This is a genomic window from Lentilactobacillus hilgardii DSM 20176 = ATCC 8290, assembly GCF_000159315.1.
Classification (GTDB): Bacteria; Bacillota; Bacilli; order Lactobacillales; family Lactobacillaceae; genus Lentilactobacillus; species Lentilactobacillus hilgardii.
In genome coordinates, this window is the sequence record NZ_GG669992.1 from 436,058 (window position 1) to 452,348 (window position 16,291).

The following is a 16,291-nucleotide window of genomic DNA, read 5'->3' on the forward strand; positions in this document are numbered from 1 at the left end:
GTTATTTTAAATAAAATCAGTGATACAATGACTCTAATATGGTGGTATCTTATCTATCTTTTATGCAAATTGTAGCTTAACCATTTTAGGATTAAAATGAAATTGGATTGAAGCAGGTTCGACATTTGGATGCGACTGAAGAATAAGGAGACGATTATGATCGTTTCTTATGATGAGATTATGAGAAGGTGTTAGTGATGACCAAATTTTTTCTAAAGTTGGTGATTGGCATACTTCTGTTTTTTATGACCACTCAGCTAACTTTTTCAAGTCGTTTAGCTATGTTTTTAACAGTAGCAATAATTAATATTGTTGCGTTGATTTTATTAAGTTCTGCCATTGCTGATGCCATTAAGAGCTGTATTAAGAAAAAGAAACTATGAAAAATGGCCAAGAGAAACCTGATGGTCGGTTTAGCAAAGAAAAACCAGTCAAGGATGATCTGAAATGAAACGTTGTTGCCATGTGACAGTGACGTTTTTATTTTGTTTAAAATACAGTCATCCATTTTGTAATCTTGATAAAAGTTGTACTATGGAAAGGTAGCTTAAAAATGAAAAGAGGGGAATGCTGTGTCAAAACGCGATGTTTTGATCGTAACGTGCGCGTTACTGTTATCAAATGCAATGGGTGGACTTGATAATACGATCATCAATACTGCATTGCCTGCAATTATTTCCGATCTTCATGGAATTGAATTGATCGGCTGGATTGTGGCCGTGTTTCTCTTGGGAACAGCTGTTAGCACACCGCTGTGGAGTAAACTCGGTGAACATATTGGCAACAAGAAGAGTTATCAGTTGGCGGCATCCTTCTTTGTGATTGGATCATTCTTACAAGGGATGTCACCAAATATTATTTTCTTAATATGTGCACGAACTTTGATGGGGATTGGAAACGGTGGTATGATTTCGCTGCCGTATATTATTTATGCTCGAATGTATTCCAATCCTCGCAAACGTATGCAAGTTCTTGGATTTGTTTCCGCTAGTTATAGCATGGCCACTATCATTGGGCCGTTAGTTGGTGGATATATTGTTGATACCTTTAGCTGGCATTGGGTTTTTTATTTAAATGTTCCGATTGGGCTTATTTCGATTTTCTTTGTTCAAATGTATTATCGAATGGAGGAGCAAAAGCATCAAACCAGCCCTGTTGATTATGCCGGGGCTGCGTTAATGACAGTTGGGCTGGTCGCACTGTTAACCGGGATCGAATTTATCGGTACTGTTAACTGGTTGATTGTTGCGGGTTTAACTGGGTTTGCGGTTATCGTTTTGATCATCATGTTTCGGAATGAAGATCGAGTTACAGATCCGATTATTCCAAGTAGGCTGTTTAGGAATCGGCCATTAATGATTGATTTTGCCTTGTTTACACTTATTTGGGGTGCTTTTATCGGTTTCTTGATTTATAGTCCGATGTGGGCGCAAGGACTGCTTGGAACAAGTGCGCTTATAGGTGGTGCTACTCAAATCCCCGGATCAGTCACTGACTTTTTAGGATCAGGGACAGTGGCACCGATGAGGCGGTTTTTAACTCCTCAAAGGGTAGTTGCAGTTGGTATTCTGACGTTAATTATATCGTTTGCACTATTAGTTTTTGCCGGTGTTAAAACGCCTTATTGGATTTTACTGATTGCTGGTGCCTTTGAAGGCTTCGGTAATGGGGCCTGCTTTAATGAATTGCAAATCAAAGTTCAACAGGATGCGGACATGCAGGATGTTCCAATCGCAACTTCTTTTAGTTTCTTAATTAGAATGTTGAGTCAAACCTTTACGGCTTCTATTTTTGGCATTATTCTTAACCATGCTTTGAAGAATGGTGTCATTCAGTCCGGTGGCCGAATTACGATGCAAATGATGAATAAATTGAGCGATGCGACAAACATTGGCGGTTTGCCTCAAAATCTCATTCCACAAATGAGGGCTATTTTGTTTAACGGCCTACATAACATTATGGTTTTATCACTTGGCTTAATGTTGATTTCACTCGCTATTAACGTTTGGGCACAAAAGCTTGAACATGAAAAATATCAGTTGAAAAATTCTGAAGCTGCTCAAACAACCGAAAACTAACTAAAGTATAAGAAAAGCAGGATTCACAAACCCAACAAATCGGGTTTGCAAATCCTACTTTTTTAATGTTATTTGTTTTGATTATTTTTTAGTTGTGTCTAAAGATTGATCCTTAAAGGTTGATAGGGAAACATTTGCGGTTGATAAGCCGTCATTGCTGCCCAATTCGGCTTTGAAACTAACCTTATCACCCTCTGAAATAAACTCATATATTGGTTTGAATCCTTTGGCAGAGGTATCCAATTGATAAACCTGGTTATTGTCCTTCAAAATAAACATCAATTTATTATCGGTTGTTCTGACAATTCTGTTGATGGTTCCTGAAATCGTTTTGCCACTTGGCTGTGCAACTGTCACTCCGGTTTTAGCCTCAAGACGTTGGTTAAATAATGCGAGTGTACTTTGTGCATCATCACCAATTGCATAAGTACCGCTTTGGTTATTACCATCAGCAAGCAGGTAAACAAACTTCATAAAGGAATTATTATCTCGATCAAGCATTGAAACAACCCAGGTTGGATCACCATTAATCCGATAAAGTAATGGCAATGTACCACGATAATTCTGTGGGTTAATGTCCTGTTGTGCATATGAGATAGCTCGTTCAGGTGTCATAACGTTTCCATGCTCTCTGTAATAGTGAAGTGTATTGGTTCGGGCATCTACGAACACGTAACCCAAGATTGAACTTTGATGGGCATTAACACTGGTCATACCAGTAAAGTAGTATACACGACCCTTATAGGCATAAGGCGTTAGGTGATCGCCACCCTCGGTACCAGCCCTGGTTGGCTGCATAACACCACTATGACCACCAAAACTTGTCGCATTCCAAAAGCCTCGGCGATAGCGGCCAAATAAGTTTACTTCTTGAGACACCAATTCAGGTGACACTGCAATATCGACAAACTTTGGCACATTATTTGGAGAATATACGTTGACTTTACCTGTAATTGTATTTAATACAGCAACTTTATAGTGCTTGTAATCATAATTTCTGTTTAAATATGAAATTGGTTTTGCGAGCGTTCGAACGTAGTATGGCGTCCCTTTGTCATCAATTTCCAATTGAGAAGTTGAACCAACCATTGAATATCCCAAACTATGGGCACTGATTCGGCGATCAGCATCACTATTGAAGTAGGCACTTGGCGTATATTTCATTGGCCGGCTGACAAACTTTGGATCGGCGTTCTTATCTGTTGCATTGGTTCTAAAGTATCCCGGGACCTTTAGATAATGTATATAGCGCCAGAAGCCACCGGAGAATTCAACCGGGGCAACATAAACCATCTTTTTACGGTACATCTGGACACGCATATGGTTCAAATCATAGACGTTTGAATTTTTAAAACTGTTCAAGGAGTTGTTCATATCGGTGGAAACGGTTTGTGGTGCATTAACAACCGGGGTTTCCGAACTGTTTTTAATAACCGGCATTGGCGCATTCTTTGTATCGTTATTAATGTCGGTTCTAATTGATTCTACAGCTGGTCGAGGATTCATTTTAGTGACCAATTGTGTCACGCTTCCCAGGACTATAAAGACAATAACAGCAAGTACAATTCCGACGGCTAGCTTTCCCAACCAGCCAAACGCTCCCGTGAATCTGGAAATAGTTTGACCGATAATACCATCACTACTCTGTCCGGAACGAGCTGGTGTGGTGTCACCACTAAAAACGAAGCGTTTCAAAACAGCGACAACAATCAGTCCACCGATCAGCCACATTAACCAGCCGTCAATTAGCGATGGGTAGACAAGATCAGGCAAACTGAAGTAGATATTGATGTAGCTTACAACAAAAAGTATGATGACCGCGATCGTTGACCAAATCCGCCCTCGACGGTTTGCAATAATCATCAGCCAGATATATGGAATGATTAGCCCTGATATTTCGACCAGGGTAATGAGTGCAAAATAACTCAGCATTAAGTTTAACTCCCTTCAAAAGTAAACGATTTCTTTCTTCCATTATACATGGAAGTTCTAAGACAATCCGGTATTCATCAAAATAGTTAGTCGCTGAGTTCCTTAATTTGATGCCATCAAAGAATAACAAGTGCCTTTGAGTCCAGGTGAAGTCTCGACAACCGGTCTGATTCACCCGGTCAGGAAACTAACATTCGAAAAATGTGCTGCGACCAAAGTTAAGGTATCGATAATTTCAATAATTGAAAGGCCATGGTGGATTGATTTTGAAATGCATTTCACAAAATTGTCACGAGGGTCAATTGGCATATAAAAATCGTTAGTAAAAGCGTAAAATTTTGTGTACTGACGAACAAGATTATGCGGATTGTCAACGAATTCGATCATAATACCAGAAGCCAAGTGAGTATTGGAGATTTGATCGTAACTCTATGATATCAGTGACAATTGCATTTTTTATGAGGGGATTCTTTCTTGATTGTGATTTACGAAAATAATAACGCAGAAGCATCATGACATTTTTTGTAAAGGATATGTCTTATTGAATTTGAATTATGAGAATAAGAATGAGAAAAATTGTATTTCGGCTTTTAAAAAAAGACATTCGAAAAAACATTGAGCTTACTTTTGGGTATTTTGAGAACGACGCATGTCAATATAATCGAAGATAAATAAGGAACGAAATGTTTAACAATAAACCGATATGACTGATACATAGCCAATTAAGAGGTCGCTAATTCATAATGGTATCTAAAAGACATGTTGACATTATCGCGTTACCGTGTTTATATTAGAACAATTTCATTTTTATCATTTTATTCTCATCTAATTGCAAAAAATAAGGAATCGAGGTTTTGTTTATGGATTCATCTGTTGATAAGCCAGCAAATAAGCTGACCGTCAAAGATTATGTATATTTGGTTTCTGCCGGTGTTTCTAACGCCGTTTTGGTTATGCTGGGAATTGGATTATTAACGCAATCAATTGCCAATTTTGTTCACTGGCCACAACTACATCAAGTCGGTGCCATTGCACAATGGTTACTGGCACCGGCCTTCGGTGCCGCCGTTGCCTCACAGTTAAAGACTAACACATTGGTATTATTCAGTTCTATGATTTCTGCAACTGTTGGGGCAAATGCCGTTTATTTCATTGCAAATGGTGTTCACGCTGCTACTGCAACGGGTAACCAGATGTTTCAAGCAGCTCAAACCGGTATTTTTACTACTGGACAGCCAATTAGTGCGGTTGCTGCAGGGGTGGTTGCTGCTTTAGTAGGAAAATACTTAACTGGTAAAACACCTTTGGATATGATGCTTGTGCCCTTAGCGGCAACACTTGTGGGCTCAATTGTCGGCCTTGGCCTTGCTAGTGTCACAACGCCTGCCTTAAATTGGCTGAGTGCTTTTATTGCCGAGTCTATGAAGGTGAACCCATTGCTTGGGTCAATGTGTGTTTCACAACTGGTCGTAATATAATTTTAAAGATGAATAAAAGTTAATGAATTCACAAAAATGATGGAGGCTACAACATGTCAAAAAAAGTTGCTTTGGTTACTGGTGCCGGTCAAGGAATCGGTGAGGGAATTGCACGTCAATTAGCTGACGATGGGTTTGCTGTCGCCCTTTCGGGTCGTCATTTGGATAAAGTTCAGCGAGTTGTTGATGATATCGAAAAAAATGGTGGACAAGCGTACGCAATTGAAGCAGATGTCCAATACCGCGATCAGGTTTTTGATTCGGTGAAAAAAACGGTTGAGCATTTCGATCATTTGGATGTTTTTGTTAATAATGCCGGAATTGCTCATGTTGCCCAGATTTGCAATACTAAAGAAGAGGACCTTGATAGATTACTTGATATCAATGTTAAGGGAACATTCTTCGGCATTCAGGCAGCTGCAGCCCAATTTCGTAAACAGGAAACCCCTGGTAAGATTATTAATGCTTCATCAATTGCCGGTCACGAAGGTTTTGAATTGTTGGGTGCATACTCAGCAACCAAATTTGCTATTCGTGGATTAACGCAGGCGGCAGCCAAAGAATTGGCACGATATAAAATTACAGTTAATGCTTATTGTCCAGGGATTGTTTTAACACCAATGTGGGATCAAATTGATGAAGAAATGAGTCAGGTTAACCATGTAGCCAAGGGTGAGTCTTTGAAACAATATCTATCTGGTATTGCGCTAGGACGTGGTGAGGAACCTGAGGATGTTGCCAATCTTGTTTCGTTTTTAGCAAGCGATAAAGCCGATTACATTACTGGTCAAGCAATTATGGTTGACGGTGGAATTAAATACGTATAATAAAGATCATTTCACGATTGGAATGGGATTGCGACAAAAGTATTGTTTGTCCAATCCCTTTTTTTATGGTTACGTTAATGTTTGCCGTATAATAATCAGTGAGATATTAAAATTGACAATTGAAAGAGGTGGCTTATTAATGGCAGAAGTTAATCCATTTATTAAAGATGCAGTTGTGCAGTTTCAAACCGGCGCACTCTCATTGAAACAGATTGAAGCAATCTTCAATGTGTTGCCGTTTGATATTGATTTTATTGATGTAAATGATCGGTTTAAATGGTTTTCTAATAAACCCAACCGTGAGCATGCACGGTCTACCTCTCAGCTACAGGATACGCTTCAGCAACTTCATCCGGGGACGGCTGCAGCCCGTGCTCAAGCGGTTATTGATTCATTCAAAAAGGGAGAGAAGCAACATGTTGAGATTCCGTTGAATGTGGATGGAAAATTAATTGATATTAATTATTATGCTGTGCGGGATAACAAGGGTCAGTATCTTGGCACGATTGAATATACAGGGACAATTAATCATCTCAAGGAGCTGATTGATCAAGGCGCCTGGAAGCAGGATGCCACGACAGGTGCGTCAAAGGATGGAGAAACTCACTCATCAGAAAAAGGTGATGCCGTTTCGGGAGCTTCTCGAAATGAAAAAGCTCATTCAGAGAAGAAAAGTGATGCAACAACTGGACCATCACGTTTAAGTATGAAGGATGATCGTTGGATTCCTTAATTTGGTATTGATAACCTAAATTTATAAAAAACAAGCGAACCAGACGAGGATAAGCTCTTTTGTCTGGTTCGCTTGTTTTTTATTTTATGACCTACCTCATATCTATTTAATGAGCTGTGGTTGAAAGATGCCCATAACTGTATCCTGAGCCGTAAATACTGGAATTTCATGACTTAAAGCATTGGCAACCAATTGTTTTTCATCATCAGTTTCATCTTGGGAGCTTAATGCAAAGGCAAGCTTATCTGGCCATGGCATATCTTTTTCATAAACCTGAACATCGAAATCACTGTGGTCTAGTTTGTTTACAAGTTCCTGATCGTCAGCGTCGGCTTTTGAAATGAGGACGGTACCTTCAACCGTATCCGTATTAATATGGTAACTATCAAATAAGGCGTTGTGAAGTGCTTCCTGTAACGTTTCGCCGCTACCGATGTCTTCACCGGTTGACTTCATTTCTGGACTAAGCGCCGTTGGAGCACCGGGTAACTTGGCGAAAGAGAACACCGGTGCTTTAACGTAAACTTTCGTAGGCTCCGGATATAATCCGGGTGTCAGTCCAATTTCGGCAAGTGATTTACCAAGAATTAATTGTGTTGCTAATTGTGCCAAGTGCATTTTGGTAATCTTGCTCATGAACGGTACGGTTCGAGAAGCCCGAGGGTTGACTTCAATGACATAAACATCGTTAGCACAAATAAATTGGATATTCATCATACCAACCGCATGGACCTTCTTGCCGATCTTGGTTGCGATCGAGACAATCTTTTCCTTTTGTTCGTCGGTTAAGTGCTGTGGTGGATACATGGCAATTGAGTCGCCTGAATGAATACCGGAACCTTCGAGATGTTCCATAATCCCCGGAACGAAGACGTCTTTACCGTCACTTAAGATGTCGACTTCACATTCGGTTCCTGAAATGTATTGATCGATTAGGATTGGCTGACCGGCACTTGCTTTAAGGGCGGGAACCAAATATTCATCGAGTTCTTCACCATTATGAACAACGGCCATCCCTTTTCCGCCAAGAACGAAACTGGGACGAACGAGAACCGGATATCCAAGCTTGTTTGCAATTGCGTGAGCTTCATGCCCATTCATTGCGGTGTCTCCTTGGGGATGGGCAATATTTTGGTCAATGAGCAAATCTTCAAAATCATGACGATTTTCTGTTTCCTCAATACCGTGCATGGAGGTCCCAAGAATTTGAACCCCGTGTTTAGTCAATTCCTCAGTTAAATTAATAGCGGTTTGACCACCAAACTCAACAATAACTCCCATAGGTTTTTCCAAGTTGATAACGTTCATAACACTGTCGATGTCCAATGGTTCAAAATAGAGTTTGTCGGAAATTGAAAAGTCGGTTGAAACGGTTTCCGGGTTGTTGTTAATAATAATGGCATTTTTTCCGGCTGCCTGAATAGCTTTAACACAGTGGACAGTGGCATAATCGAATTCAACCCCTTGGCCGATTCGAATCGGGCCGGCACCAATAACCAGTATGCTGTTTCCGATTGGCTGGCTTTCATTTTCAGTTCCAACAGTGCTGTAGAAATAAGGTGTTTCACTTTCGAACTCAGCTGCACAAGTATCAACCATCTTATAGACCAAATGTTGATCGGCCATTTTATCGAGTTTTTCAAGTTCGTGATCCGTTGCGTGATGAACGGCTTTGATCATGGTATTATTAAAGCCCATTTTACGAGCTTTCAGAACCATATCGGAGCTCAACAGGCCATCTGTAAGTTGTTGTTGCATTTTGATAATGTTTTCAAGCTTTGAAAGAAAATAAAGATCGATTTTAGTTGAACGATGAATCTGTTCGATTGTTGCACCCTTTCCAATGGCTGCAAACAATTCGAATAAACGATAATCAGTTGGCGTTTTAATTTTTTCGATCAAATCGCCAAGTGACATTTGACGAGTGTAGTCAGGGATAAGATCACACTGAGCCTGCTTGTCCAACTCTAATGATTGAACGGCTTTGAGAAGTGACTCCTCAATGGTACCGCCGATTGCCATCACCTCACCGGTTGCTTTCATTTGAGTTCCCAGTTTGCGATCGGCGTTTGTGAATTTATCAAACGCAAAGCGTGGAATTTTTGCGACAACGTAATCCAGTGCAGGTTCAAACATGGCATAGGTTGTTTGAGTAATCGGATTGATGATTTCATCAAGATTCAAACCAACCGCAATTTTGGCGGCGATTTTAGCAATCGGATAACCGGTTGCTTTAGAAGCTAATGCAGAAGAACGACTCACACGCGGGTTCACTTCAATCACGTAGTAGTTTTCGCTGGTTGGATCCTGTGCCAGCTGAACGTTACAGCCCCCTTCGATTTTTAAAGCGTTCACGATAGTCAATGAAGCGTCACGTAAGCGTTGATATTCCTTATCTGTGAGCGTCTGGGTTGGCGCGAAGACAATTGAGTCGCCAGTATGAACACCGACTGGATCGAAGTTTTCCATACCAGTGACGATGATTGAGCTGCCATGGTGGTCACGCATAACTTCAAATTCAATTTCTTTATAACCGGCGATGCTTTTTTCAATCAAGCATTCAGTTGATGGAGACATTGTTAAGCCACGGTTTAAAATGGTCTTCATTTCGTCATCGTTATGAGCAATACCGCCACCGGTACCGCCTAGTGTGTAAGCTGGTCGGATAATAACCGGGTAGTCAATTTCATGTGCAAAATCAAGACCGTCCTCTAAATTGTAGACGGTTTTTGAATCTGGAATTGGTTGATGAAGTTCTTTCATCAAATCCTTGAATTGTTCACGGTCTTCGGCTTGGTTGATGGTGTGTAAGCTTGTACCCAATAATTCGATTCCAAGTTTATCCAAGATACCGTCCTTAGCTAACTCAACAGCCAAGTTAAGGCCGGTTTGACCACCCAGGGTAGGCAGAATCGCATCAGGATGTTTTTTTTCAAGAATCTTCTTCAAACTCGGAACCGTTAATGGGTCAAGGTAGACTTTATCTGCAATCTCATCATCAGTCATAATTGTTGCTGGATTTGAGTTAACCAAGATAACGGAATAACCTTCTTCGCGCAAACTCAAACATGCTTGGCTACCGGCATAATCGAATTCTGCGGCTTGACCGATCACGATTGGACCGGAACCAATAATCAAAACTTTTTTAATATCTTCTCTCTTTGGCATTAATGAACCCCTCCATTGACATGCATTAAATTGATGAACTTATCAAATAATGGTTTTGCGTCGTGTGGTCCCGGTGCAGCTTCCGGATGGTATTGCACTGAGAAAATCGGTCTTCCGGGATAGCGCAGTCCTTCACACGTCTTATCGTTAACCTCAAGTGCGGTCACTTCAAGAGGCGTTGACTTAACTGAATCAATATCAACTGCATACCCGTGATTTTGAGAAGTCATATAAATGTCACCAGTGATTAAATCTTTAACAGGATGGTTACTGCCACGATGACCGAATGTCATCTTGTAAGTAGTAGCACCATTCGCAAGCGCGAGTAACTGATGTCCCAGACAAATACCGAAGATTGGATATTGTTCCTGAAGTTTTTGAATAACTGGGAGAAAATCTGAATAATCTGTTGGATCGCCAGGACCGTTGGATAAGAGAATTCCTGTAGGATGAAGTTCTGAGATGTCTTCAAATGTTGATTCGGGTGTAACAACCGTAACATCAATTTCAGGACGTTGTAATGACCTTACGATGTTAGATTTAACACCGAAGTCAATAACGACAACGTGCTCATTCTCTTTACCGTCTGTAACAGAACGAGTTGCTGATTTAACAATGGCGGATTGATGAGCCATTTCAGCTTCCTTAGCATTAACAGGTTGGTTTGTTAAACTAGCTTTCATTGTTCCATATTGACGAATAATCTTGGTTAGCTGCCGAGTGTCAATACCGCTGATTGCTGGAACTTTTTGTTGTTTCAGAAATGCGTCTAATGAGATAACGCTTTGATAGTGATAAACTTCATCAGTCATTTCGCGAACAACAACTGCTGAAGCTTGAACCCTGTCTGACTGACTGGTACCAAGTGAGACACCGTAATTACCAATCAGTGGATACGTAAATGTAATGATTTGATTTTTATAAGACGGATCCGTCAAGTTTTCTTGATAACCTGTCATGTTGGTTGTGAAAACTAATTCGCCTTCAATTTCGGCGCCTAAGTCTCCGCAGGCTTCCCCAACAAAGACATCTCCATTCTCTAGAGTTAGATATTTTTTCATTTCCGAACCTCCTAGTTTTGTTCCTAACATGCAAGTGGTATGAGCAGCTAGCAGCTAACGCTTTTGATACATAAAGATAGAAGCTTTTAAAGGAATTGTCAAGTCATTTTATGCAAAAAAAAGCCATATATGGATTTTTATGAAGAAATATTTTTTTTTATGAATATATATTAAAATGAAAGAAAGCTTGTAAATCGCGTTATATATACATAAGAAAATGACCGATATTCAAATTTTTGTCATTCTTGGATAAATAAACATTTTCAAAAACTTTTTTAAAAATAAGATTGTGTTTTCTTCAAAAATGTCATATGATTTTAACAACGAATTGAAAGACCTTTAATATTAACCCCGTGAGGTTAAGAAGGAATCGGTGAACCTAAGTCTAACTTGGGAGAAACTACAACCTCTTTACCCAACGGCGGTAAAGAGGTTTTTTAATGCAAATATGTTGACTGTAACGACGATTTAATTGTTTCCGTGAGAGCAAAACGTCTAAAATAGTGATTTCATTCCACTAAAGGGCGCTTTGCGAACACGGCAAGGCGCTTAACTTTTTAGGAGGAATTCACTATGATGCAAATCACTAAACCCGTAAGTTTTGAAAATGTTGTTAGTATGGAAGACCTTTCAGCTGAAGACGTGATGTCATTTATTCATGAGGCCATTGAATTTAAGCAAGGCAAGCAAGTTGAATTGGCCCGGCCGGTATATGCCGCAAACCTGTTTTTTGAAAGCAGCACACGGACCCATACCAGCTTCGAAATGGCAGAACGCAAGCTTGGCCTTCAGGTTTTGAACTTCGACCCATCAAACAGTTCACTTAAGAAAGGTGAATCGATGGGCGACACAGTTAAGACTTTCCAAGCAATTGGTGCTGACGTTGTAGCTATTCGTGACAAAAAGAATGAATATTACAAGGACTTGATTGAAGATCCCAACGTTCATTTGGGAATTGCCAATGGTGGCGATGGTTCGGGACAACATCCATCACAATCATTACTTGATATGATGACAATTTATGAAGAGTTTGGTCATTTTGAAGGATTAAACGTTGCTATCGTTGGTGACTTGACTCATTCCCGCGTTGCTCGTTCAAATATGGAGGTTTTGACAAAATTAGGGGCCCACGTTTTCTTCGGCGGTCCTAAGGAATGGTATACAGAAGACTTCCAGAAGTATGGTGAATGGATGCCTATCGATGACTTGGTATCACGAATGGATGTTATGATGTTTCTCCGAGTTCAACACGAACGAATTGCCGCGGACAAAAACGGCAGTTTCTCTGCAGAACGTTATCATAAGGTTTATGGTTTAACTCATGCACGTGAACAAAGAATGCCGGAACATTCAATTATCATGCATCCGGCTCCTGTTAACCGAGGCGTAGAAATTGCTGATGAGTTGGTTGAATGTGATAAATCCCGTATCTTCCGTCAGATGGAAAACGGTGTCTTCGTCCGAATGGCCATTATGACCAGCATGCTCCGTTATCGCGGACTTGTAAAAAGCGAATACTAAAAAACGACTTCCTATATTAATGAAGTAAATTAACATAACCTCATAAGCGAAGGGATTTTGACATAAAATGAAACGTGTAATTGCAAATGGCCGGGTTCTTGACGGCAGCAAACTTGTTCAGCGGGATATCCTAATTGAAGATGGATTAATTAAAGCAATTGAACCTGATATCAAGATTGATGATGTTAATGAAGTTATTGATGCTAAAAATCACTTTGTGAGCGCGGGCTTAGTTGATGTCCATGTTCATTATCGGCAACCAGGGCAGGAAGACAAGGAAACTATCAAGACCGGAAGTCAAGCAGCGGCACATGGTGGTTTTACCACAGTTTGTGCAATGCCTAACCTGACACCGGCACCGGATAGTCCCAAACATCTTGAAGATATCATGGCGTTAAATCGAAAAGACGGGGTCGTTCATATTAAACAATATGCGGCGATTACGACTAATCGTGAAGACGATGAATTGGTTGATTTCTCTGCTCTCAAGCAAGATGGCGCATTTGCATTTAGTAACGATGGAAATGGTATTCAAAAAAGCAGTACGATGTATGAAGCCATGCAACAGGCGGCTGAATTGGATATGGCCATTGTTGAACACGTTCAAGATGATAAGTTGAGTTATGGTGGCGTTTTGAACGATGGTGCTGCTAAACGATTGCATGTTAAAGCAATGCCTTGGGTGAGTGAAACGGCGCAAGCTGCCAGGGACGTTGTGTTGGCACAGGCAACGGGTGTTCATTATCACATCTGTCATGCATCCTCAAAGCACACGGTTGCCTTGATTAGAGAAGCAAAAAGGGCCGGTATTAATGTGACTGCCGAAGTAACGCCACATCATTTATTATTATCGGATGAGGATATTAAAGAAGACAATTCATACTATAAAATGAATCCACCATTGCGCGGTGAAGATGATCGACAGGCTTTAATCGAAGGCTTGCTTGACGGCACGATTGATATGATTGCCACGGATCATGCACCCCATACCAAGGCGGATAAGGACAAATCGATTGCAACTGCAGCCTTCGGCATTACCGGTAGTGAAACAGCTTTCAGCACGCTTTATACAGCGTTTGTTAAGACTGGCCGCTTTACGCTTGAGCAACTGATTAATTGGATGGCAAAGAAGCCGGCATCGGTATTTAAAATGAAGGCAACTGGTAATCTTGAAATTGGAAAGCCGGCAGATATTGCGGTATTTGATTTGGACGAACCACATGTTATTAAGGAAAGTGAGTATCTTTCAAAAGGGAAGAACTCACCGTTCACCGGCGCTACAGTGTTTGGTGATACGGTTATGACGCTGGTAGATGGAACAGTTGTTTATAAGAAATAATGATAGTTGGGTTTACTTAAAAACGGGTTTTAAGAAAGCCTCATTAGTTAAGCATCAAACAATTAAATGTCTAAAAAAACAAAAAAGGTTCTGTAGTGCAAACCGAGAGTTTAAAAGTCTCGGTTCACACTACAGAACCTTTCATTTTAGAAACAGCATGTAATAACTGACTGCGGATACTGCCTGCGCAGTATTGACTTTTCCGTCCTTAATCCAGTTCAGAACCCATTTTAAAGGAACTAAGTGACTATTTACAAATTCATCCGCATCAAAATGTTTTTGAACGCGTTTTGTTGGATCAAATTTAATGAGCATGAGATCTGCAAATTGATCCATGAAGCCCTCTGATGACGTAATTCGTGTCATCTTGGCAACGGATTCAGCTACGTAGCCGGTTTCTTCCTGCAGTTCACGTTTGGCAGCCTGTTCACTGGTTTCACCAGGGTTAACAATGCCAGCCGGTACCGATACGGAATCACTGTTAACACCAGCACGATATTCGCTTGTCATCAAAATTTCTTCATCTTCGGTCATGGCCAAGATCGTAATAGTAGGGGCTGTTTTAATGAGATCACGTTCAACCTCTAGCCCATCAGGGGTTTGAATATGCAACTGATCAACTGAGAAAACCCGACCGGAATAAACGGTCTTTTTCTTGAGAATTTTTCCAGGACGATGCCATGTTTCAAACATTTTTCTACCTCCAAGTACTAACTATATTGATCATATCATAATTGTGGGTAAGAAATAATGATACCGAAAGCGACTATTGATCAGCTTGTCATCTTAATACCCAGAATACTGATAAGTAGTAGGATGACGAACATCCACGTCAGCATAGAGAGCTTGTCCCCAAACAGAATAATGCCTGCGATGACTGTTCCAACAGCGCCTATACCAGTCCAAACCGGATAAGCGATCCCAATTGGCAAAGACTTGGTGGCGTGTGCCAGTAATAAGAAACTAATAACCATGCCAACAATTGTGACGAGTGTCCAATCCAATTTAGTAAATCCGTGGCTGAATTTCATTGAAATCGCCCAAACAACCTCAAATAAGCCAGCAATAATTAATGTTACCCAATTCATAAAAAGTCCTCCTTGTGGTCAAAAAAAGTACCCCTCCTCAATTCCTTCTTAGACCTAATGGAATTGGAAAGCGTACCTGAAAAGTTGCTACCCGGTGGCAGTCGTGTTTAATTACTATATAGAATATCACATCTGGGATTACTTGCCAATTAGTTAGTGATATCATGAGTGAGTTACTGTTTTCTAAGTTGGTCGTTAATGGCTTCTACTTCCCTTTTAGCAATTCGTCTCATTGTTGTGTAAATAATAAAGTAGACGACTAGAAAAATAATGGTGAAACTGACGATTTGGGGGGAGCTGAGGGGAAACCAACCGCTTAAGATGGCCAGCGGCAGGAAGCCAAAATATGTTATTAGTAGATGGATAATGGTCATCTTGGCAATGCTCCAATCAGTATTGGAAAAAATCATTGAGCTTAAAGAGAAAATTGTGCCAATTAATGACCAAATCACAACCGATACAGCCGTTGCGGTCAGTGAACCGTTAAAATGTGAAACAAAAGCAGGTGAAGAAGGATAATACTGAGTTGCACCGTTTAATGCTGAGAATATCAGGGATAATATCATGCCGACGAAAGTACCGACAACGATGCCAATCATTATTTGATTAATTACTTTTTTCATAATATACGCTCCTTAATGGCTTTTAAATAACGTCTGGACGAACTGGTTTGATAATGATTTCTGAAATGAATTAAAATAATACCGCTCTTTGAGATTTCGAACTCCTGAACATAATTCAAGTTAATGATTTCGGTATTTGAGATTCGAATAAATTGCTTGGGAAGCTTTTCTTGGAGCGTGTATAGCCTATCATTAATTTTGATAGGTTGGGATAATGACACGTTGTTAACATAAACGCTTTTCTGGCTGGTAAAGAACGAAAAGCAGTCGGATAAATGAAGCAGACGATTTTTCCCATTTTCTTTACCAATCACTGTTTGATCATGATTTTCAATATAGGCAATAATTTGATTGATTTGTTCATTTCGTTTTTTAAACCCTAGTAAAACAGTATTTGGTTTTAAATCATTAATAATTTTCATTTCAACTTCCACATTTGCTCA

12 protein-coding genes and 1 pseudogene are annotated in these 16,291 nt (G+C 40.2%); 6 read left to right on the forward strand and 7 right to left on the reverse strand.

From position 1 onward, the window contains the following. Nucleotides 1-626: 626 nt before the first annotated feature. Complete coding sequence (locus HMPREF0519_RS02040) at nucleotides 627-2,078, forward strand: MFS transporter (protein WP_003634216.1); 1,452 nt, start codon at nucleotides 627-629, stop codon at nucleotides 2,076-2,078. A gap of 81 nt (nucleotides 2,079-2,159) precedes the next feature. Here the strand turns inward: HMPREF0519_RS02040 and HMPREF0519_RS02045 are convergent, their stop codons facing one another. Beyond that, complete coding sequence (locus HMPREF0519_RS02045) at nucleotides 2,160-4,010, reverse strand: MFS transporter (protein ID WP_003634218.1); 1,851 nt, start codon at nucleotides 4,008-4,010, stop codon at nucleotides 2,160-2,162. 860 nt (nucleotides 4,011-4,870) lie between these two features. Between HMPREF0519_RS02045 and HMPREF0519_RS02055 the strand changes: the two are divergent. The 3 genes and pseudogenes from HMPREF0519_RS02055 to HMPREF0519_RS02065 form a co-directional block, all read left to right on the forward strand. Continuing rightward, nucleotides 4,871-5,470: pseudogene (locus HMPREF0519_RS02055) on the forward strand (PTS sugar transporter subunit IIC); the annotation flags it as partial. A 71-nt stretch (nucleotides 5,471-5,541) separates the two neighbouring features. Next, the gene (locus HMPREF0519_RS02060) at nucleotides 5,542-6,315 is read left to right on the forward strand and encodes an acetoin reductase (protein ID WP_003556997.1); all 774 of its coding nucleotides are present in this window, start codon (nucleotides 5,542-5,544) and stop codon (nucleotides 6,313-6,315) included. Between the two features lie 139 nt (nucleotides 6,316-6,454). Then, entirely contained in the window at nucleotides 6,455-7,048 is a 594-nt protein-coding gene (locus HMPREF0519_RS02065) for a PAS domain-containing protein (RefSeq protein WP_225429102.1), read from the forward strand. Between the two features lie 102 nt (nucleotides 7,049-7,150). Here HMPREF0519_RS02065 and carB read toward each other — a convergent pair whose 3' ends face one another. Both carB and HMPREF0519_RS02075 read right to left on the reverse strand, forming a co-directional pair. After that, entirely contained in the window at nucleotides 7,151-10,216 is a 3,066-nt protein-coding gene (carB, locus tag HMPREF0519_RS02070) for a carbamoyl-phosphate synthase large subunit (protein WP_003634226.1), read from the reverse strand. Further along, nucleotides 10,216-11,277: a carbamoyl phosphate synthase small subunit gene (locus HMPREF0519_RS02075; RefSeq protein ID WP_190870480.1), complete on the reverse strand. Its 1,062-nt coding sequence runs from the start codon at nucleotides 11,275-11,277 to the stop codon at nucleotides 10,216-10,218. The genes carB and HMPREF0519_RS02075 overlap by 1 nt, the downstream gene beginning before the upstream one ends. Before the next feature lie 573 nt (nucleotides 11,278-11,850). Here HMPREF0519_RS02075 and HMPREF0519_RS02080 point away from each other — a divergent pair. Both HMPREF0519_RS02080 and pyrC read left to right on the forward strand, forming a co-directional pair. After that, a complete protein-coding gene (locus HMPREF0519_RS02080; RefSeq protein WP_003557003.1) occupies nucleotides 11,851-12,798 on the forward strand; it encodes an aspartate carbamoyltransferase catalytic subunit in 948 nt (315 codons plus the stop codon). A 67-nt stretch (nucleotides 12,799-12,865) separates the two neighbouring features. Next, entirely contained in the window at nucleotides 12,866-14,137 is a 1,272-nt protein-coding gene (gene pyrC / locus HMPREF0519_RS02085; RefSeq protein ID WP_003634228.1) for a dihydroorotase, read from the forward strand. A 141-nt stretch (nucleotides 14,138-14,278) separates the two neighbouring features. Here pyrC and HMPREF0519_RS02090 read toward each other — a convergent pair whose 3' ends face one another. From HMPREF0519_RS02090 to HMPREF0519_RS02105, 4 genes are all read right to left on the reverse strand, one after another. Then, complete coding sequence (locus tag HMPREF0519_RS02090) at nucleotides 14,279-14,830, reverse strand: NUDIX hydrolase (RefSeq protein ID WP_003634230.1); 552 nt, start codon at nucleotides 14,828-14,830, stop codon at nucleotides 14,279-14,281. A gap of 80 nt (nucleotides 14,831-14,910) precedes the next feature. Next, nucleotides 14,911-15,225, reverse strand: a complete 315-nt coding sequence (locus tag HMPREF0519_RS02095) for a DMT family transporter (protein ID WP_003551466.1) — start codon at nucleotides 15,223-15,225, stop codon at nucleotides 14,911-14,913. A 173-nt stretch (nucleotides 15,226-15,398) separates the two neighbouring features. After that, nucleotides 15,399-15,848, reverse strand: coding sequence for a DUF3021 domain-containing protein (locus HMPREF0519_RS02100; RefSeq protein ID WP_003557011.1), 450 nt, complete (start codon nucleotides 15,846-15,848; stop codon nucleotides 15,399-15,401). After that, nucleotides 15,845-16,282 carry a LytTR family DNA-binding domain-containing protein gene (locus HMPREF0519_RS02105; RefSeq protein ID WP_003551470.1) on the reverse strand — a complete coding sequence of 146 codons (438 nt, stop codon included), beginning with the start codon at nucleotides 16,280-16,282 and terminating at the stop codon, nucleotides 15,845-15,847. The genes HMPREF0519_RS02100 and HMPREF0519_RS02105 overlap by 4 nt, the downstream gene beginning before the upstream one ends. Nucleotides 16,283-16,291: the final 9 nt, after the last annotated feature.